Origin of the sequence: Novosphingobium sp. SG919, from assembly GCF_012932495.1 — a bacterium.
Lineage (GTDB): Bacteria > Pseudomonadota > Alphaproteobacteria > Sphingomonadales > Sphingomonadaceae > Novosphingobium > Novosphingobium rhizosphaerae.
This window is the reverse complement of sequence record NZ_JABCNG010000003.1, coordinates 40602-60969: the sequence shown is the minus strand read 5'-3', so window position 1 is coordinate 60969 and position 20368 is coordinate 40602. Positions and strand designations below refer to the sequence as shown.

The 20368-nt window shown below is 66.4% G+C and carries 15 protein-coding genes; 7 read left to right on the top strand and 8 right to left on the bottom strand.

Annotation, left to right across the window (positions count from 1 at the left end):
- Positions 1 to 47 precede the first annotated feature (47 nt).
- The gene (locus FHT19_RS13275) at positions 48 to 941 is read right to left on the bottom strand and encodes a prephenate dehydratase (protein ID WP_169475550.1); all 894 of its coding nucleotides are present in this window, start codon (positions 939 to 941) and stop codon (positions 48 to 50) included.
- Between the two features lie 214 nt (positions 942 to 1155).
- Between FHT19_RS13275 and FHT19_RS24625 the strand changes: the two genes are divergently transcribed.
- Both FHT19_RS24625 and FHT19_RS13265 read left to right on the top strand, forming a co-directional pair.
- Positions 1156 to 2115 carry a cytochrome c family protein gene (locus tag FHT19_RS24625; protein WP_168555962.1) on the top strand — a complete coding sequence of 320 codons (960 nt, stop codon included), beginning with the start codon at positions 1156 to 1158 and terminating at the stop codon, positions 2113 to 2115.
- A gap of 68 nt (positions 2116 to 2183) precedes the next feature.
- Positions 2184 to 3509: an Nramp family divalent metal transporter gene (locus FHT19_RS13265; protein WP_169475549.1), complete on the top strand. Its 1326-nt coding sequence runs from the start codon at positions 2184 to 2186 to the stop codon at positions 3507 to 3509.
- Here FHT19_RS13265 and FHT19_RS13260 read toward each other — a convergent pair.
- Complete coding sequence (locus FHT19_RS13260) at positions 3506 to 4447, bottom strand: isoaspartyl peptidase/L-asparaginase (RefSeq protein ID WP_168555964.1); 942 nt, start codon at positions 4445 to 4447, stop codon at positions 3506 to 3508. The two genes, FHT19_RS13265 and FHT19_RS13260, sit on opposite strands and share 4 nt — an antisense overlap.
- A gap of 48 nt (positions 4448 to 4495) precedes the next feature.
- Between FHT19_RS13260 and FHT19_RS13255 the strand changes: the two genes are divergently transcribed.
- Positions 4496 to 4960, top strand: a complete 465-nt coding sequence (locus FHT19_RS13255) for a GNAT family N-acetyltransferase (RefSeq protein WP_211184925.1) — start codon at positions 4496 to 4498, stop codon at positions 4958 to 4960.
- Between the two features lie 146 nt (positions 4961 to 5106).
- On the opposite strand, the gene FHT19_RS13250 is transcribed toward FHT19_RS13255, so the two are convergent.
- From FHT19_RS13250 to FHT19_RS13225, 6 genes are all read right to left on the bottom strand, one after another.
- The gene (locus FHT19_RS13250; protein WP_169475547.1) at positions 5107 to 6039 is read right to left on the bottom strand and encodes an FAD-binding protein; all 933 of its coding nucleotides are present in this window, start codon (positions 6037 to 6039) and stop codon (positions 5107 to 5109) included.
- A complete protein-coding gene (locus FHT19_RS13245) occupies positions 6039 to 6785 on the bottom strand; it encodes an electron transfer flavoprotein subunit beta/FixA family protein (protein ID WP_169475794.1) in 747 nt (248 codons plus the stop codon). The genes FHT19_RS13250 and FHT19_RS13245 overlap by 1 nt, the downstream gene beginning before the upstream one ends.
- Positions 6786 to 6869: 84 nt before the next feature.
- Positions 6870 to 8891, bottom strand: coding sequence for an acetyl/propionyl/methylcrotonyl-CoA carboxylase subunit alpha (locus FHT19_RS13240; protein WP_169475546.1), 2022 nt, complete (start codon positions 8889 to 8891; stop codon positions 6870 to 6872).
- 17 nt (positions 8892 to 8908) lie between these two features.
- The gene (scpA, locus tag FHT19_RS13235) at positions 8909 to 11047 is read right to left on the bottom strand and encodes a methylmalonyl-CoA mutase (RefSeq protein ID WP_169475545.1); all 2139 of its coding nucleotides are present in this window, start codon (positions 11045 to 11047) and stop codon (positions 8909 to 8911) included.
- A complete protein-coding gene (mce, locus tag FHT19_RS13230) occupies positions 11034 to 11471 on the bottom strand; it encodes a methylmalonyl-CoA epimerase (protein WP_169475544.1) in 438 nt (145 codons plus the stop codon). Before mce ends, scpA begins: the two co-directional genes overlap by 14 nt.
- A gap of 17 nt (positions 11472 to 11488) precedes the next feature.
- Positions 11489 to 13015 (bottom strand): acyl-CoA carboxylase subunit beta, encoded by a 1527-nt coding sequence (locus FHT19_RS13225; RefSeq protein WP_169475543.1) that lies wholly within the window; start codon positions 13013 to 13015, stop codon positions 11489 to 11491.
- A gap of 136 nt (positions 13016 to 13151) precedes the next feature.
- Here FHT19_RS13225 and FHT19_RS13220 point away from each other — a divergent pair, with 136 nt between their 5' ends.
- The 4 genes from FHT19_RS13220 to bcsA all read left to right on the top strand — a co-directional run bounded on the left by FHT19_RS13220 (position 13152) and on the right by bcsA (position 20367).
- Positions 13152 to 14561, top strand: a complete 1410-nt coding sequence (locus FHT19_RS13220) for a helix-turn-helix transcriptional regulator (protein WP_169475542.1) — start codon at positions 13152 to 13154, stop codon at positions 14559 to 14561.
- Positions 14562 to 14768: 207 nt separating this feature from the next.
- On the top strand, positions 14769 to 15137 hold the full coding sequence (locus tag FHT19_RS13215; RefSeq protein WP_169475541.1) for a hypothetical protein: 369 nt from the start codon (positions 14769 to 14771) through the stop codon (positions 15135 to 15137).
- On the top strand, positions 15137 to 15907 hold the full coding sequence (locus FHT19_RS13210; protein WP_168555972.1) for a cellulose synthase operon protein YhjQ/BcsQ: 771 nt from the start codon (positions 15137 to 15139) through the stop codon (positions 15905 to 15907). The genes FHT19_RS13215 and FHT19_RS13210 overlap by 1 nt, the downstream gene beginning before the upstream one ends.
- A complete protein-coding gene (bcsA, locus tag FHT19_RS13205) occupies positions 15904 to 20367 on the top strand; it encodes a UDP-forming cellulose synthase catalytic subunit (protein WP_169475540.1) in 4464 nt (1487 codons plus the stop codon). Before FHT19_RS13210 ends, bcsA begins: the two co-directional genes overlap by 4 nt.
- Position 20368: the final 1 nt, after the last annotated feature.

The window sequence follows — 20368 nt, the reverse complement described above, 5'->3', positions numbered from 1 at the left end:
CTGTGCGCCGCAAGCGCTGATTGCGCCGTTACGGTATCGGGCGGGCCTTACCCCCGGGCGCGTTCCAGCGGATAGGAGCCCAGAATGCGCAAGTCCTTGGCAAAATAGGCCAGTTCTTCCAGCGCACGATCCACCGCCGGATCGCCTGGCGCCCCGACGATATCGGCAAAGAACATCGTTGCGGCAAAGCTGGCGCCCTTCTGGTAGCTTTCCAGCTTGGTCATGTTGACGCCGTTGGTGGCAAAGCCGCCCAGCGCCTTGTACAGCGCGGCCGGGATGTTGCGCACCTCGAACACGAAGGTGGTCATCGCAGCACCGGTTAGCGTGGCGGGATCGCGCGCGGTTTTCGACAGCAGCACGAAGCGCGTGGTGTTGTCGTGCGCGTCCTCGATGTTCTCGGCCAGAAGATCCAGCCCGTAAAGCTCGGCCGCGATGCGCGGGGCGATGGCGGCAATCCCGGCCTCTTGGCTTTCCGCCACCAGCGCGGCGGCGCCGGCGGTATCGGCATAGGCCATCGGCACGATGCCGCGCTCGCGCAAGTAGAAGCGCGATTGGCCCAGGGCCTGCGGGTGGCTGTAGGCGGCGCGGATCGTGCCGGCATCGGCACGCGCCATCAGGCAGTGGTGGATGTCGAGGAAATGCTCGCCCACGATGGACAAGCCGCTTTCGGGCAGCAGGAAATGAATGTCGGCCACGCGGCCATGCTGCGAATTCTCGATCGGGATGATCGCCTGGCCGGCGCGGCCATCCTTCACTGCATCCAGCGCGTCTTCGAACGAAAAGCACGGCAGCGGCAGGCCATCGGGCATCGCTTCGATCGCGGCGCGGTGCGAATTGGCCCCCGGCGCGCCCTGAAACGCCACCGCGCGTGCCGGATCGGCCGCAGCGGCGGCACTCATGCGATCGACAAGCAGGCGGGCGGGTTCGGGAAAACTCTGCATGGGGGCTGCCGTTAGGCGCAAATTTGCCTGCTGGGCAAGGCGAATCAGGGCAGAATACCGCTTTCCCATGGGCAAAATTTGTTCTGGATCAGAGACGGGGTTTCACGTGCGGCTCTAATCGCACTTGCGCCGGGCCGGGGGGCTGATTATCCCCCCTGCAAAAGGTGCGTACCGGCAGCGGGCCGGAAAATGCGTGCGATAAATGGGGCTGGGAATGGACGACCGTTTCAATACGATCGCGGGATGGACCTTGTTTGGCGGTATCGTGGCTCTGGGCCTTTCAACGTTGTCCGCCCATTACTTCCTTGCCGACAAGCATGAACGTCCTGAAAAGATGGGATATGCTATCGCCGGGGTGGAACCTGAAGGCGGCGCTGGCGGTGCCGCTGCGGTAGAGCCGATCGCCAATCGCCTGGCCAAGGCCGATGCCGCCAAGGGCGAGGCGATCTTTGCCAAGTGCAAGGCCTGCCACACCATCGACCAGGGCGCGGCCAATGGCATTGGCCCCAATTTGTGGGGCGTGGTGGGCGATGCCCGGGCCGAAGGGCGCGGTGGCTTTGCCTTTTCCGATTCGCTCAAGTCCAAGGCGGGCAAGTGGGATTTCGCGAGCCTCGATGAATGGCTCACCAATCCCAAGAAGTTTGCCGACGGCACCAAGATGTCGTTTGCCGGCCTCGCCGATCCGATGGATCGCGCCAACGTGATTCTCTATCTCAATTCCAAGGGTTCCAACCTGCCGCTGCCCGCGCCCGAAGCGGTGCCGGCGGCCGGCGCGGCCCCGGCCGATGGCGCAGCAACGCCCGTGGCCCTGGTGGGCGATGCCGCCAAGGGCGAAAAGGTCTTTGCCAAGTGCCAGGCCTGCCACACCGTGGCGCAGGGCGGCCCCAACGGCATCGGCCCCAACCTCTATGGCGTGGCCGGCGATGCCATTGCCGAAGGGCGCGGCGGCTTTGCCTTCTCCGATGCGCTGAAAGCGCACAAGGGCACGTGGGACCAGGCCACGCTGGACCAGTGGCTGACGGCCCCGGCCAAGTTTGCCCAGGGCACCAAGATGACCTTTGCCGGGCTGTCCAGCGCGCAGGACCGCGCCGACGTGATCGCCTATCTCAACAGCCAGGGCGGCAAGCTGAGCCTGGGCGCGGCACCCGCTGCGGCCCCGGCCGCGGCGAAGTAACAACAGGATAACCCCGCCCCCATCGGGCGGGGTTTATTCTTTGGCCATAGCGAGTAAGCCTTGTGGCCATGTCGCTTGCTGCCCGTTTTTCGCTGCCCACCACTGCCACCGCGCCGTTTTGCCCGTCCGAAGTGCGTGGCACCGTTGCCGTTGCTGCCAACGGGCCGTGGTGGAAGGTGGCGTGGCAGGCCGCCGGTCCGGGCCTGCTGGTGGCCGTGGGCTATATGGACCCGGGCAACTGGGCCACCGACATTGCCGCCGGTTCGCAATTCGGCCACGGCTTGTTGTTCGTGGTGCTGGCCTGCGGGCTGGCGGCAATCGTGTTGCAGAGCCTGGCCATGCGGGTCGGGCTGGCCAGTGGGCAGGATCTGGCCCAGCTGGCACGGGCGCACTATTCGCCCGCTGCGTGCCGCGTGCTGTGGCTCCTGGCCGAACTGGCGATCGTCGCCACCGACATTGCCGAAGTGCTGGGCGCGGCGCTGGCGCTGCACTTGCTGCTGCATGTGCCGCTGTGGACCGGGGTGCTGCTCACCGGGCTCGACACGCTGATCGTCCTGGGTCTCAAAGGGCATGGTTTCCGCCAGTTGGAAGCGATCGTGCTGGGCCTGATCGCCACGATCACGCTGTGCTTTGGCGTGCAACTGATGATCGTTGGGGTGGATGGCGCAGCCGTGGCGGCCGGTGCGGTGCCCGATCTGGCCCGGCTGGCCCAGCCCGGCGCGCTGGTGCTGGCGATCGGCATCCTGGGCGCCACGGTGATGCCGCACAATCTCTACCTGCATTCCAGCGTGGTGCTCACGCGCCTGGGCGACCGCAGCCCTGCCGGCACGCGCCGCGCGCTGCGCCTGGGCAGCGCAGACACGGTGGTGTCGCTGCTGCTGGCCACATTGGTCAACGTGGCGATCCTGGTCCTGGCGGCAGAGGCCTTTCACGGCCACGGGCATCGCGACGTGGCCAGTATCGAGGACGCCTGGCGGCTGCTGGCGCCGATCACCGGGGCGGGCCTGGCGCCGCTGCTGTTCGGCCTGGCGCTCCTGGCGGCGGGGCAAAGCGCCACGTTCACCGGCACCGTGGCGGGCCAGGTGGTGCTGGAAGGGTTCCTGAACCTCAAGATCCCGTGCTGGCAGCGCCGCGTGCTGACCCGCGCGCTGGCCATCGTGCCGGCGCTGGCCGGGGTGCTGTGGCTGGGCCAGGGGGCGGTGGGGCAATTGCTGGTGGCGACGCAAGTGGTGCTGTCGCTGCAATTGCCCTTTGCCATCTGGCCGCTGCTGCGCTTTGCCGGCAACCGCACGGTGATGGGGCCGTTCGTCGCGCCGCTGACCATGCTGGCGGTGGGCTGGCTGTTGTTTGTGCTGATCCTGGTGGCGAATCTGGCTTTGATCGCAGGGGTTTAGGCGTCCTTGAAAATGGCCACGTCGGCGCGGCCGGTGTGGTCGGCAAAGCCGCGATAGAGCCCGTTGGTGTTGAACGCGTGGGTCAGGTTGCCCTGGGCATCGACGGCGATGATGCCGCCCACGCCACCCAGTTCGCCCACTTCGCCCAGCACGGCGCGGGTGGCTGCTGCCACGCTTTCCCCGGCCAGGCGCACGCGCGCGGCGATTTCGTGGGCCACGCCCACGCGGATGAACACTTCGCCCGTACCGGTGCACGAAACCGCGCAGGCGCGGTTGTCGGCATAAGTGCCTGCGCCGATGACCGGCGAATCGCCGATGCGGTTCCAGCGCTTGCCGGTGAGGCCGCCGGTGGAGGTGGCGGCGGCAAGATTACCCTGCGCATCGCATGCCACCGCGCCCACCGTGCCGAATTTGAGGTCTGCGTCGAACCAGCCGTCCTTGCGCGCCTTGAATTCGTGCAGCTGGCTCCGGCGTTCCTCGGTGGCGAACCAGCTTGGGTCCACTTCCTCCATGCCGTGGTCGCGGGCGAATTCCTCGGCCCCGCTGCCGGCCAGGAACACGTGCGGGCCTTGCTCCATCACCGTGCGCGCCAGGCGCACCGGGTTGCGCGTGCGGGTGACGGCGCAGACCGAACCGGCGGCGCGGGTGCGCCCATCCATGATCGCCGCGTCCAGTTCGTTGGTTTCGTGATAAGTGAACACCGCGCCGCGCCCGGCGTTGAAATGGGGATCGTCTTCCAGCGCGCAGACCGCCGCGCTCACCGCATCGAGCGCGCTGCCACCCTCGCGCAGCACCGCGGCGCCCGCTTCCAGCGCCTGGGCCAGCGCAGCTTCGTATTCGGCGGCCATGGCGGCATCCATGAATTCGGGAGACATGGCGCCGGCGCCACCATGAATGGCCAGGCTCCAGCGGGGCGAAGAAGGGGTGGACTGGGTCATGCTGGCGGCGATAGCAGATGCAACCGGTTTGGCCAGATGGAGTGCGTGATGCTTGATGTGACGATACGCGAGGATGACTTGAGCGGCGCGGCGATCCAGGCGCTGGTGGCGCTGCATCTGGGCGGGATGCATGCCCATTCGCCGGCCGACAAGGTCCACGCCCTACCGCTCGACAAGCTGCGCGCGCCGGGCGTGACGTTCTATTCGGCCTGGGTGGGTGGCGATCTGGCGGGGATGGGCGCGCTCAAAGTGCTGGCGCCCGATCATGGCGAGTTGAAATCGATGCGGGTGGCGCCCGAATGGCTGGGCCGGGGCGTGGGCAAGGCGATGCTGCGGCACCTGCTGGCCGAGGCGCGGGCGCGCGGCATGGCACGGGTGAGCCTGGAAACCGGGCGCGGGCCGGCGTTCGAACCGGCCCTGGCGCTTTATCGCGCGCATGGTTTCGAGCGATGCGCGGCGTTTGCCGATTACGTGGTGGATGATTTCAGCCAGTGTTTCACGCTGGCTTTGTGAACCGCGCGAAACACCCCCTCCCCTAACCCCTCCCGCACGCGGGAGGGGGATTTTGCCTTAAGCTCCCCTCCCGCTTGCGGGAGGGCGCCCCTTGAGCTCCCCTCCCGCAGGCGGGAGGGGCTGGGGGAGGGCATGTTCCCGTCAAATCACAACTTCCCCACCAATTCCGGCACGGCGGTGAACAAGTCGGCGACCAGGCCCACGTCGGCCACCTGGAAGATCGGGGCGTCTTCGTCCTTGTTGATGGCGATGATGGTCTTGGAGTCCTTCATCCCTGCCAGGTGCTGGATCGCGCCGGAAATGCCCACCGCGACATAGACTTGCGGCGCCACGATCTTGCCGGTCTGGCCCACCTGGTAATCGTTGGGCACGTATCCCGCGTCCACCGCCGCGCGGCTCGCGCCGATCGCGGCGCCCAGCTTGTCGGCCAGCGGCGTGATCGTCGCGGCAAAGGTTTCCGCGTCCTTGAGCGCGCGGCCACCCGAGACGATGACCTTGGCGCTGGTCAGTTCCGGGCGCTCGCTCTTGGCGATTTCCGAACCGACGAAGCTGGACAGGCCCGCATCACCCGCGCCGCTCACCGCGTCCACGCTCGCGCTGCCGCCGGTCGCGTCCGCCTTGGCAAAGGCCGTGGCGCGCACCGTCACCACCAGCTTGGCATCGCCCGATTCGACCGTGGCGATGGCATTGCCGGCATAGATCGGCCGGGTGAAGGTCTTGGGGCCTTCCACCGAGAGAATGTCGGAGACCTGCGCCACATCGAGCAGCGCGGCCACGCGCGGCGCGACGTTCTTGCCGGTGGTGGTGGCCGGGGCCACGAAGGCGTCGTAATCGGCCATCAGGGCGGCCACGAGCGGCGCGACGTTCTCGGCCAGCGCATGGGCATAGGCCGCGTCATCGGCCTTGAGCACGGCGGAAACACCGGCGATCTGCGCCGCCGCAGCGGCCACGCCATCGACGCCTTCGCCCGCCACCAGCGCGACCACGTCGCCAAGCTGGGCTGCGGCGGTCACCGCGCTCAGCGTCGCGTCCTTGATCGCGGCGCCATCGTGCTCGACCCAGAGAAGAACCTTACCCATCACGCGACTCCCAGTTCCTTGAGCTTGGCCACCAGCGCATCGACATCGGCCACTTTCACCCCCGCCGCGCGCACCGGCGGCTCGGCCACTTTCAGCGTCTTGAGGCGCGGGCTCACGTCAACGCCCAGGTCGGCGGCGGTCTTGGTGGCGAGCGGCTTGGACTTGGCCTTCATGATGTTGGGCAACGAGGCATAGCGCGGCTCGTTCAAACGCAAGTCGGTGGTCACCACCGCGGGCAGCGCCAGCTTGACCGTTTCCAGCCCGCCGTCGATCTCGCGCTTCACGGTCAACTGATCGCCTTCGACGCTGACTTCATTGGCAAAGGTGCCCTGCGGCCGGCCGAGCAGCGCGGCGACCATCTGGCCCACCTGGTTCGAATCGTCGTCGATCGCCTGCTTGCCGGTGATGATCAGACCGGGCTGCTCCTCGCCCGCAATCGCCGCCACGATCTTGGCCACGCCCAGCGGCTCCACGTCTTCGTCGGACTGCACCAGGATCGCCCGGTCCGCGCCCATCGCCAGCGCCGTGCGCAGCGTGTCGGCCGCCTTCGCCGGGCCCACCGACACCGCAACCACTTCCGAAACCACGCCCTTTTCCTTCAGGCGAATCGCTTCCTCCACCGCGATCTCGTCAAACGGGTTCATGCTCATCTTCACGTTCGCAAGCTCGACACCCGTGCCATCCGCCTTCACCCGCGGCTTCACGTTGTAGTCGATCACCCGCTTCACGCAGACCAGGGCTTTCATCGCACTCATGCCTTTCCCATCGATTTGGCGGCCGTGTTAATTCACGCTTACGTAAACGTCAACTAGCGTTCCTGCGAGGCCGCTTCACGCCATCTCGAGAATGATGGCATCCACCGCAAGGCTTTCACCCGCCTTGGCGCGCACTGCCTTGACCGTGCCACTCTTTTCCGCGCGGAGGATGTTCTCCATCTTCATCGCTTCGACCACGGCGAGCGGCTGGCCGGCTTCCACTTTGTCACCCTCTGCCACGTGCAGCGCCACCAGCAGGCCGGGCATCGGGCAGATCAGGAAGCGCGAGAGATCGGGCGGCACTTTTTCGATCATGTGCGTGGTATAGGGCGCCAGGCGCGCTGGCAGCACTTGCACCTTGTGGATCGCACCGCGCGTGGTCAGTTGGAAGCCACTGCGCGTGGGCTTGACCTTCACGCCCACTACGTCGCCGTCGACTTCGGCCTCCACCAGCACATCGCCGGGGGTATATTCCATCGCCAAGTCGAGTGGGGTGCCGTCGACGGTCACTTCGTCGCCGGAAAGCGCCACGGCGAACGTCTGCCCTGCCAGGGTGACCGACCATTCCGAGGGCGGGCGCAGGCGCTTGCCCAACTGGCCATCCACCCGGCGCGCACGGTCGGCGCGCGCGGTCGCCAGGAACGCGGCAATGCCGGCCAGCGCGCGTTGCAGATCGGCGTCGGCGGGGGCGCCGTGGAAGCCTTGCGGATATTCCTCGGCAATGAAGCCGGTGGTCAGCTCGCCCGAGCGGAAGCGCGGGTGCTGCATGATCGCGCTGAGGAAATCGATGTTGTGGCCCAGGCCCTCGATCTCGAACGCATCGAGCGCGGCGACCTGGCGGTCGGCGGCTTCGTCGCGCGTTTCGCCCCAGGTCACCAGCTTGGCGATCATCGGATCGTAGAACATCGAGACTTCGCCGCCTTCATAGACGCCGTCGTCCACGCGCACGCCGTCCACGCCGCGCCGGGCATTGCCCTGGCCATCGTCGGTCCAGCCGGCCAGCGGCGGGCGATAGCGCACCAGGCGCCCGGTGGAGGGCAGGAAGCCGCGATAGGGATCTTCGGCATAGACGCGGTTTTCAATCGCCCAGCCGTGGATGCCGATATCGTCCTGGGTCATCGCCAGCTTCTCGCCGGCGGCCACGCGGATCATCTGCTCGACCAGGTCGATGCCGGTGATCGCTTCGGTGACGGGATGTTCCACCTGAAGCCGGGTGTTCATTTCCAGGAAGTAGAACGACTGGCCGCTCTTGTCCGCGCCCGAGACGATCAGTTCCACCGTGCCGGCCGAATAATAGCCCACCGCGCGCGCCAGGGCGACGCACTGTTCGCCCATGGCCTTGCGCATTTCGGGCGTAACGAAAGGTGAAGGCGCCTCTTCCACCACCTTTTGATGGCGGCGCTGGATCGAGCATTCGCGCTCGTTCAGGTAGAGGATGTTGCCGTGCTGGTCGCCCAGGATCTGGATTTCGATGTGGCGCGGGTTCTCGATGAACTTTTCGATGAACACGCGGTCGTCACCGAAGGAATTGAGCCCCTCGCGCTTCACGCTTTCAAAGCCTTCGCGCACGTCCTGTTCGGAAAACGCCAGGCGCATGCCCTTGCCGCCGCCGCCGGCCGAGGCCTTCATCATCACCGGATAGCCGATTTCGGCCGCGATGCGCACCGCATGGTCGGTATCGTCGATCTCACCGACATAGCCCGGCACGACGTTGACCCCGGCGGCCTTGGCCAGCTTCTTGGATTCGATCTTGTCGCCCATGGCGGCAATCGCGCCCACGGGCGGCCCGATGAACGCGATGTTTTCGGCAGCCAGCGCCTCGGCAAAGCTGGTGCGTTCCGAGAGGAAGCCATAGCCGGGATGGACGGCATCGGCGCCGGTCGCCTTGCACGCGGCAATGATCTTTTCCGGGATCAGGTAGGATTGCGCGGCCGGGGCCGGGCCGATGTGCACGGCTTCGTCGGCCATCTGCACGAAGGGCGCGCGGGCATCGGCATCGGAATAGACCGCCACGGTGGCAATGCCCATGCGGCGCGCCGTCTTGATGACACGGCAGGCAATCTCGCCACGGTTGGCGATGAGGATTTTCTTGAACATCGTGCTCTCCCGTCCCGTCATTCGCCCAGCGGCGGCATGTTGTGGCCCAGCAGGCGCAGCATGTCGGCCGCGCATTCCACCACGTTGGAGCCGGGCCCATAGATGCCCTGGACTCCCGCCTCGCGCAGGAAGTCATAGTCTTGCGGCGGGATCACCCCGCCGGCCACCACCTTGATATCGCCCCGTCCGGCCTCGCGCAGGCGCTGGATCAGTTCGGGGATCAGCGTCTTGTGCCCGGCGGCGAGCGAAGATGCGCCGATCGCGTCGACATCGCTGGCCAGCGCCAGCACGCAGGTTTCTTGCGGCGTCTGGAACAAGGGGCCGCTGGTCACGTCGAAACCCATGTCGCTGAAGGCCGAGGCGATGACATTGGCGCCGCGATCGTGGCCATCCTGGCCCATCTTGGCCACCAGCAGCCGGGGCTTGCGGCCGAGGCGCCGGGTGACGGCCTCGACGCCCTCGATCACCTGGGCATAGCGCGCGTCGGCCGCATAGGCCGCGCCATAGATGCCCTTGACCGGGGTGGGCGTGGTGCCGTGGCGGCCGAACACGGCCTCCATCGCATCGGAAATCTCGCCCAGCGTGGCGCGGTGGCGTGCGGCTTCGACCGCCAGGGCGAGGAGGTTGGTGGACAGATCGGGCTTGCTGCCCGCGCTTGCCGCTTCGGTCAGCGTCTTGAGCGCGGCCTGGCAGGCGGCTTCGTCGCGCGTTGCGCGGACTTTGGCGAGGCGGGCGATCTGGCCCGCGCGCACGGCGTGGTTGTCCACTTCCAGCGTTTCGATGCGGTCTTCGCTAGCCAAGCGATACTTGTTGACGCCCACGATCACGTCTTCGCCCTTGTCGACACGAGCCTGGCGCGCGGCGGCGGCTTCCTCGATCATCGCCTTGGGCCAGCCGGCGGCCACGGCCTTGGCCATGCCGCCTTCGGCTTCGACGCGTTCGATGATGGTCCAGGCCTGGTCGACCAGCTGCTGGGTGAGTGCCTCGATGTAGTACGACCCGCCGAGCGGATCGACCACGTTGCACATGCCCGTCTCTTCCTGGATCACGATCTGGGTGTTGCGGGCAATGCGCGCGGAAAAGTCGGTCGGCAGGGCGATCGCTTCATCCAGGGCATTGGTGTGGAGCGACTGGGTGCCGCCCAGCATCGCGGCCATTGCCTCGATAGTGGTGCGGATGACGTTGTTGTAGGGGTCCTGCTCTTGCAGCGAGACGCCCGAAGTCTGGCAGTGGGTGCGCAGCATCTTGCTGCGTTCGTCCCGGGCGCCCAGCTGCGTCATGGCGCGGTGCCACAGCACGCGCGCGGCGCGCAGCTTGGCCACTTCCATGAAAAAGTTCATGCCGATGGCGAAGAAGAACGACAGGCGCCCGGCGAACTTGTCGATGTCGAGGCCAGAGGCGACGCCGTACTTCACATATTCCATGCCATCGGCAATGGTGAAGGCCAGTTCCTGCACTTGCGTGGCCCCGGCTTCCTGCATGTGATAGCCGGAAATCGAGATCGAATTGAACTTGGGCATCCGCGCCGAGGTGAAGGCGAAGATGTCGGAGATGATCCGCATCGAGGGCTCGGGCGGATAGATATAGGTGTTGCGGACCATGAACTCCTTCAGAATGTCGTTCTGAATGGTTCCGTCCAGCAGATGGGTGGCAACGCCCTGTTCCTCGCCCGCGACGATGAAGAACGCCAGGATCGGGATCACCGCGCCGTTCATCGTCATCGAGACCGACATCTGGTCGAGCGGGATGCCGTCGAACAGGATCTTCATGTCCTCGACGCTGTCGATGGCGACGCCCGCCTTGCCCACGTCGCCCACCACGCGCGGGTGATCGCTGTCATAGCCGCGATGGGTGGCGAGGTCGAAGGCCACCGACAGGCCTTTTTGCCCGGCGGCCAGGTTGCGGCGATAGAAGGCGTTGGATTCCTCGGCGGTGGAGAAGCCGGCATATTGCCGGATCGTCCAGGGGCGGCCGGCATACATGCTGGCGCGCACGCCGCGCGTGAACGGGGCAAAGCCGGGCAGGCCCGGATCGGTCGTCACGTCCTGCGCGGTGTAGAGCGGTTTGACCGCGATGCCTTCGGGCGTGTGCCAGGTGAGGTCCTTGCCCTTCACTTCCTTGGCGGCGAGGGCTTCCCAGTCCTTAATGGTCCCCACGGGGTGTCTCCATGATTTCGGTGAGCTGGCCCAGCATGTCCTTGGGGTGCAGGAAGAAGATTGGCGTGCCGTGCGCGCCGATGCGGGTGGGGCCAAGGATGCGTTTGCCCTGGGCGGTGAACCAGTCGCGCGCGGCCTCGATGTCTTCCACCTCGTAGCACACGTGGTGCTGGCCGCCGGCCGGGTTCTTGGCGATAAAGCCGGCGATCGGGCTGGTCTCGCCCAAGGGCTCGATCAGTTCGATCTGCGTGCCTGCCGTGCCGGCTTCGCCCGGCGTGTTGACGAACGCGACCTTCACGCCCTGTTCGGGCATGTCGAACGGATCGGTGATCACCCGCGCGCCCATCACGTCGCGGTAATAAGCGATGGCGTCCTGCATCGAGGGCGCGGCCACGCCGACATGGTTCAAACGACCCAGTTTCATGGGTTTGCCTGCCTTCGTTAGAGCGGGATGTTGTCGTGCTTCTTCCACGGGTTCTCGAGGGCCTTGCCGCGCAGCTTGCGCAGGCCCAGCGCGATGCGCCGCCGCGTGGAGTGGGGGTGGATCACCTCGTCGACAAAGCCCTTGGCCGCCGCCACGAAGGGGTTGGCAAAGCGGTCTTCGTATTCCTTGGTCTTGGCGGCGATTTCCTCTGTGCCCAGGCCGCGGAAGATGATTTCGACCGCGCCCTTGGCGCCCATCACCGCGATTTCGGCAGTGGGCCAGGCATAGTTGAAGTCACCGCGCAAATGCTTGGAGGCCATAACGTCATACGCGCCGCCATAGGCCTTGCGCGTGATCACGGTGATCTTGGGCACGGTCGCCTCGCCATAGGCGAAGAGCAGCTTGGCACCGTGCTTGATGATGCCGTTATGCTCTTGCGCGGTGCCGGGCAGGAAGCCGGGCACATCGACGAAGGTGATGATCGGAATGTCGAACGCGTCGCAGAACCGCACGAAGCGCGCGGCCTTCTTGGACGAATTGATGTCGAGCACGCCGGCCAGCACCAGCGGCTGGTTGGCCACCACGCCCACGGTGCGGCCTTCGATCCGGCCGAAGCCGCAGAGGATGTTGGCGGCGTGGCCAGGCTGGATTTCGAAGAACTCGCCTTCGTCCACCACTTTGGCGATGACTTCGTGCATGTCATAGGGCTGTGCGGCCGAGGCCGGGATCAGCGTGTCGAGGCTTTCGTCCAGGCGGTCCCACGGGTCGGACGTGGGCCGCTCGGGCACGCCGGTGCGGTTGGTCAAGGGCAGGTAGTCGAAGAACTCGCGCGCGGTCAGCAGTGCCTCGATATCGTTTTCCAGCGCAAGGTCGGCCACGGACGTCTTGGTCGAGTGCGTCACCGCGCCGCCCAGCTCTTCCTGGGTGACGATCTCGTTGGTCACCGTCTTGACCACATCGGGGCCGGTGACGAACATGTAGCTGGAATCCTTCACCATGAAGATGAAGTCGGTCATGGCCGGGGAATAGACCGCGCCGCCTGCGCAAGGCCCCATGATCAGCGACAGTTGCGGCACCACGCCCGAGGCCAGCACGTTGCGCTGGAAAATCTCGGCATAGCCGCCCAGCGAAGCGACGCCCTCCTGGATGCGCGCGCCGCCTGAATCATTCAGGCCGATCACCGGGGCGCCCACTTTGAGCGCCATATCCATGATCTTGCAGATCTTCATCGCGTGGCGTTCGGACACAGCGCCGCCGAACACGGTGAAATCCTGGGAAAACACGAAGACCAGGCGGCCATTGATGGTGCCCGATCCGGTGATCACGCCATCGCCGGGAATGCGGTTTTCGGCCATGCCGAAATCGACGCAGTTGTGTTCGACATAGGCGTCGATCTCTTCGAAGCTGTCCTCGTCCAGCAGCACGTCGAGCCGCTCGCGCGCGGTCAGCTTGCCCTTGGCATGCTGCGCATCGATCCGGCGCTGGCCCCCACCCAGGCGCGCGGCGGCGCGGCGGCGTTCCATCTCGGCAATGTTGGCTGACAAGGGGCACCTCTCGCTTTGCAAGTTTGCAGAATTGATCCCGCGATGCCGCAGGGCGGGGGCGCTGTCCAATGTTAATCTGCAAAGTTGCAAAGCCCTACTTTGCAAACACGGGGCTGCGTGATAGCCGATGGCCACCATGGCACGCCGCCCCCTCTTTGCCGGCACTCCCTTGCGCGCGCTGCGCCAGCGCCGTGCCTTGCGCCAGGCCGACATGGCCACGCTGCTGGGCATCAGCGCGAGCTATCTCTCGCAACTGGAAAACGACGAGCGGCCGCTGACCCCGGCACTGACCGACACGCTGATGGCCACGTTCCCGGTGGACTGGGCCGACCTGGCCCCGCCAGCGGCCGACGACCTGGCCGAGGCGCTGCGTGGTGCGCTGGCAGATCCGCATCTTTCGGCCAGCCCGCCGGGCGAGCAGGTGGAGCGCCTGGCGCGCCAGTTTCCCGACCTGGCGCGCCAGGTGGTGCAACTGCACGGGCTTTACACCCAGACTCGCCAGCGGCTGGACATGATGGACGAGACCATCGGCGCCAGCCTGGCCGCCGGCGGCCGCCTGCCATGGGAGGAAGTGCGCGACTGGTTCCACCACGCCAACAACTATGTCGATGTGCTCGATCGCGCGGCAGAGGAGCTAGCAGCGCGGATCGGGCAAGGGGAACCTTCGCCCGACATCGCCCAGATGCAGGCCTGGCTGGCGGGTGAAGGGGTGGCCGTGGTGTGGCGCGGCGGTGGGCCGGTGCGGCGTTATGACAGGCGCGCGCGGGTCCTGACGCTCGATTCCACCCAGCCGCTCGAATCCAGCCGGTTCCAGCTGGCCTATCAGGTCTGCGCGATGGCGCTGGCCGATGCCATTGCCCAGATCGTGGCCGAGGCCCCCTTGCGCAGCGAAGCGGCGCGGCACTTGCTGGCAGTGGGCCTGGGCAACTATGCCGCCGGCGCGCTGACCATGCCATATACTGCCTTTGCCCAGGCGGCGCGCGCGCTGCGCCACGATGTGGACCGGCTGCGCCAGCCGTTCCACACCAGTTTCGAGCAGGCCTGCCACCGCCTTTCCACGCTGCAACGCCCGCAGGCGCGGGGCATTCCGGTGTTCTTCTGCCGAGTGGACATGGCCGGCAACGTGACCAAGCGCCATTCGGCCACGCGCCTGCAATTCGGCCGCTATGGCGGGGCCTGCCCCTTGTGGATCGTGCACGAGGCGGTGGCCATTCCCGACCGTATCCATGTGCAGCTCGCCGAAATGCCCGATGGCGTGCGTTATGTCTCGATCGCCAAGGGCCTGGTTAAGCCATCGGGATCGTACTACCGCCCATCGCGCCGCTATGCCGTGGCGCTCGGTTGCGAGGCGGCGCTGGCCAGCGAGTTCGTCTATGCCGATGGCCTGAATCTGGCCAGCGAGGAAGCGGTGACGCGCATCGGCGCCTCGTGCCGCACCTGCCCGCGCGACACGTGCGACCAGCGCGCCTTTCCGCCCAGCGACCGGGCCATCGCGGTCGATCCGGCGCAGCGCGATCACGTGCCCTATCGCATCGTGACCGGGTAGCGCGATAAGACCGAATCGGTGGCTTGGGCGCGATGGGTTAACGTGCCGCTAGGCATCCTGTGTTGGGATTTTGGCTTCGGTTAAATTCGCATTGTTCGGCAAAACCCTGCAAAACCGGGGGCTTTGCTGGGCTTGATGACCGCCGGGAAGGCATTTGTTAACCATTGTCTGCAACACCTCTGCGTAGATTACTCAGGGGTTTGGGCTATGCGGGCAGATGCAAAGGTCTTGTTGGAGCGGCTGGGCAAGAGCGACTTTCGCTATCGCGAATTCGTCGATCGCTTTGCCGACCTGGAAAGCTGGCCGATTTTCGAAGCCCTGCTGAAAGATCCGCGCATCATGCCGCAGGAAGAGGTTTCGGCCATCGAAGCGGCCGAGCCAGGCGACAGCGCGCGGATGCCCGCTCCACGGGCCCAGGCCCGTGCGGTGGTGGCCCCGGCGCCGGCCGCGGCCAAGCCGCGCGAAGCCGAAGCCGCTGCCAGCCTGTTTGGCCGCTATGGCCGCCCCGAACGCGCCCAGAACATCCGCTCGCTGCTGCAACGCCTGTCCGATGCGGTCGAGGGGGGAGACGCCTGATGGCCCTGATCCTGTTCCACAGTCCGCGTGGCGGCACCGGCAATTCGTTCCTGGCGGCGACCACGGCGATTGCTCTCTCGCGCGCCGGGCACGACGTGACCGCGCTCGATTTCGCGCAGAGTGGCACGCTGCAACTGCATTTCGGCATTGGCCCCGGCGAGGCGCTGCCCGCGCTCGATGCCCCGGCCGAGGAAGCGGCCAGCGCTTCGGTCCAGGGCGTGGCCCTGCGCAGCGCGGCGGCACTGGCCCGGCAGGACGATTTTGCGCAAGGCCTGGCTGCGGGCGAAATCGGTTTTGATGGCGAGCAGCTGTTCGTGGCCGATATCTCCAGCGGTGACCAGCACTTGCGCGATTTGCTGCTGCCCTATGCCGATCTGGAAATCTGCCCGCTGACGGCCACGGCCGAATGCCTGATGATGCTGCCGGCGGTCAACGATGCGGGCCTGGCCAAGACCCGCTTCGTGATGAGCATGGTCGAAGACACCCGCCGCTTTGCGCGCCATTCGGTGGGCTTCCTGCGCGAACTGCTGGGCGACCGCCTGCTGGGCCAGGTGCGGCGTGACGAATCGGTGATCGAGGCATGCGCCATGCTCCAGCCGCTCGGCCGCTATGCCCCGCACAGCGCCGCCTTGGCCGACACCATTGCGTTGGGCGAAAGCGTGGCCGACCTGCTGGTCGACATTCTCGATGCCGATGGCGGCGCACCGCTGCCCGATGACACCGCCGGCGCTGCCCCGGCAGGCCAGCCTGGAAAGAACCGCGCCGCATGATCGCCTTGCTTCGCAACCCCGCACATCTCGTGCGCCTGGGCACGTTCATCCTGCTGGCGCTGACCGCGCTGGTGGTGATCGGCGTGCCGCTCGATCTCAAGCAGCAGTGGATGCTGGCCGGTGGCACGATCGTGGGCATGATGGCCCTGTCGCGCTGGAAATCGCGCAAGGGCTCGCTGGCGATCGGCATCCTCGCGATCATCACCTCCACCCGCTACATCTTCTGGCGCACCACGCAGACGCTGTCGTTCGGCACGCCGCTGGAATTCCTGTTCGGCACCGGGCTGTACCTGGCCGAGCTTTATGCCTGGGTGCTGCTAATCCTGGGCTTCCTGCAGACCACCTGGCCGCTCAACCGTCCGGTGGTGGAAATCGAAGGCGAGCCCGACACCTGGCCGACGGTGGACGTCTATGTCCCCACCTATAACGAGAGCCTGGAAATCGTGCGCAACACCGTGTTCGCCGCGATGGACATGGATTATCCGCACGACCGCTTCAACGTCTACATCCTGGACGATGGCCGCCGCCCGGAATTCCGCGCTTTCGCCCGCGAGGCAGGCTGCGGCTACATCACGCGCGACAACAACCTGCACGCCAAGGCCGGCAATCTCAACGCCGCGATGAAGAAGACCGAAGGCGAACTGATCGCGATCTTCGATTGCGACCACGTGCCCACGCGCGCCTTCCTGCAGCTGACCGTCGCCTATTTCCAGAAGGAGCGGAAGCTGGCGCTGATGCAGACGCCGCACTTCTTCTATTCGCCCGATCCGGTGCAGCGCAACCTGGCCACGGCCAAGAACATGCCGGGCGAAGGCGACCTGTTCTATGGCCCGGTGCAGGGCGGCAACGACCTGTGGAACGCCACGTTCTTCTGCGGCAGCTGCGCGGTGATCCGCCGCGAAGCGCTGATGGAAACCAACGGCTTTGCCGGCGAGACGGTGACCGAAGACGCGCACACGGCCCTGAAGCTGCAGCGTACCGGCTGGTCCACGGCCTATATCGGCGCACGCCTTTCGGCGGGCCTAGCCACCGAACGCCTGGTGCTGCACATCGGCCAGCGCATCCGCTGGGCGCGCGGGATGACGCAGATCCTGCGCATCGAAAACCCGCTGATGGGCCCCGGCCTCAAGTGGCAGCAGCGGCTTTGCTATCTCAATGCCATGCTGCACTTCCAGTTTCCGCTGCCGCGCATCTGCTTCCTCACCAGCCCGCTGGCCTATCTGATCTTTGGCCAAAACATCATCGCGGCGTCCGCATCGCTGATCTTTGCCTATGCCGCGCCGCACCTGTTCTGTTCGCAGGTGACCAGCGAACGCTCGCAGGCCGGCGAACGCCGCCCGTTCTGGGGCGAGGTCTATGAAACGATCCTGGCGTTCCACCTGGTGGCGCCCACGGTGATGACCTGGTTCAACCCGCGCAAGGGCAAGTTCAACGTGACCGACAAGGGCGACCTGCTCGATCGCACGTTCTTTGACTGGGCGATCGTCAAGCCGCACCTGATCTGCATGGGCACGATCGTGTTCGGCATCGCGCTGGCGGTCATCAAGCGGGTGTTCTTCCAGCACCTGTTCAACGTGCAGCTCGATACCCTGGCGCTCAACGTGGCCTGGGCGCTGTTCAGCCTGATCATCCTGACCGCTGCTGTCTCGGTGGCGCGCGAAACCCGCCAGGCCCGCCAGACCATTCGCGTCAGCGCGGAACTGCCCGTGGCGGTTCACTTTTCCTCGGGCCATGTGGTGGATGGCACCACGATCGACATCTCGATGGGTGGTGCGGCCATCGAACTCCCGGCCGAACTGCCGGTGGGCGATGCCACGGTCACGGATATCGTGCTGGCCATGGGTGACGATCGCCTGGCCGTGCCGGTGGAAACCGTGCGCCGCACGCGCGGACGGGCCTATGTTCGCTATCAGCCGCTTGACACGCTGGGGCAGCGCAGGCTTGTTCGTGCCGTTATGGGACGGGCGGACGCCTGGCAGCGCGCCGCGCCGCCGGAAATCGTACCCGGCCTGCGTTCGCTGAGGGATATTCTGTTGGTCGATGTCTTGACGATCAAGCGCATGCTCATGCTCAACCGTGCCGAACGCAAGGCTGCCAAGGAAGACCAGCGCAGGGCGGCAGAAGCGGCCAAGGCCGCCGCGCGGCTGGCGCAGGAGCAGGCGCAGGCCGACGCTGCGGCCGCGGCCGGCAAGGAAAAGCGCAAGAAGCGTTCCGCCCTGGCGGCGGCTGCCGCGATGCTGCTGGCCCTGCCGCTGGGCAGCGGGCTGCTGGCGCCGCAGCAGGCGCAGGCGGCCCCGGTTGCCGCGCCGGCGGCGGCAGCGCCGGCTGCGAACGGTGGCGGCGGCGTGGCGCGTGAAAGGCTCACGTTCAAGGACCTGCGCATCAAGAACGCCGTGCGCCTCCAGGGCACGCGCGGCGAAATCTCCATCCCCTTTGGCGTGCGCAAGAACCAGGTGGTGACCGATGCGTCGATCACCCTGCAACTGGCCTGGTCCCCGGCGATGCTGGGCGATCTGTCGCAGCTGGTCGTGCTGGTGAACGGCGAAGTGGTGCAGACCGTGCCGCTGCGCCCGCAGGATTCGGGCGGCCAGGTGCTGACCCTGCCGATCAACCCGGCACTGTTCCTGCCCGGCGACAACCAGCTCAACCTGCGCCTGATCGGCCACTATGCCCGCGATTGCGAAGACCCGTTCAATTCGGTGCTTTGGGCCAATGTCAGCAACACGCGCTCGTGGCTGGACATTACCACCCAGGCGCTGCCCAACGTGCCCGACTTGTCGCGCCTGCCTGGGCCGTTTTTCGATCGCGCCACCAACACCACGCTGAAAATGCCGTTCGTGTTCGCCGGCCAGCCGCACAAGGGCGAACTGGAAGCGGCTGCGGCCATGGCCGGCTGGCTGGGCTCCATGGCCAGCTATCGCGGCTTTTCGTTCCAGCCGCTTTATGGCCAGATGCCGACCGGCAATGTCATTGCCTTCCTCAAGGCCGGGCAGAGCCTGCCGGGCTTGAACATCCCGGTCACCGGCGCTTCGGCGGTGGTGGTGCGCAACCCGCGCGACGCCTTTGGCACCGTGCTGGTGATCATGGGCCGCGACGATGGCGAACTGCGCGTGGCGGCGGCGGCCGTTTCCTCGGGACGCGGTGTGTTCGGCGGCGCCAAGATGAATTTCGACGGCGCGCGCGTGCCCACCTATCCGCGCTATGGCGCGCCGCGCTGGATCACCACCGATCACGCGGTCAAGCTGGGCGAGATCATGGAGCCTTATGCCCTGCAGGGCATGGGCCTGCCGCCTGGCCCGCTGACCGCGCGCTTCCGCGTGGCGCCCGACTTGTTCTTCTGGCCGCGCCAGGGGGGCACGCTCAACCTGACCTATCGCTATCCGCTGGCCAAGTGGATGGACCGCAAGGCCTCGCGCCTCGACATTTCGATCAACAGCCAGTTCCTCAAGACCCTGCCGCTGGCGGGCAGCTGGTGGAGCGACTGGTTCGGAGCGAAGGGCGCCAAGAGCTATGATGGCTCGGCCAGCCTGACCCTGCCGCGCTACAACCTGTTCGGGCAGAACGATCTGGTCTTCGATTACAACCTGATCCTGGCCGACAAGCAGAAGTGCACCGGCACGCTGCCCGACAACGTGCGCGTGGCGATCGATCCCACGTCCACCATCGACCTGAGCCACGCCTATCACGCGCTGGAAATGCCCGACCTCGCCACTTTTGCCGGGGCCGGCTATCCCTTCACCATCCGCCCCGACCTGGGCGAGACGACCGTGCTGATGAGCCGCAATCCCACCCCGGCATCGGTGCAGGCGTTCCTCAATCTCATGGGCCGCTTTGGCGACAGCACCGGCGTCGCCCCCACCGGGGTGACCGTGGCCGAAGGCATCGATCCCGATCGCCTGGCCGGGCAGGACATCCTGGTGATCGGCAGTTCGGCCATTGCCGGCGCCGGCCAGGTCTTTGCCAATGCACCGCTGCATTGGGACGGGCGCGGGCTGAAAGTGTCGGAAAAGAGCCCGCTGCAATATGTCAGCTCGCTGTTTTCCGATCGCGGCCTGACCAACGAGGCCGATGTCGAGCCGATGATCCACGCCGCACGCGGCTTTGCCGGCATCGTCAGCTTCCAATCGCCCTATGCTTCCGACCGCACGGTGGTGGCGCTGGTGGCCGATGACGCCGCCGATCTGCCGCCGCTGGTCGATGGCATGGCCGACGCCAAGATCAACGCGCAGATCCAGGGAGACCTGTCGGTGACCACTGGCGATGGCATGGCGAGCTTTGCCATCGGGTCCACTTATTGGGTGGGCAGCCTGCCGATCTGGATGAAAGTGGCGTTCTGGTTCAGCCAACGCCCCTTGCTCATGGCGTTCGGCACGCTCATTCTGGCGCTGGGGCTGACCGGCCCTGCCTATGCCTACTTCCGCCGCCAGGCCCGCCTGCGCCTGGGTGCAAAGGATGAATGAG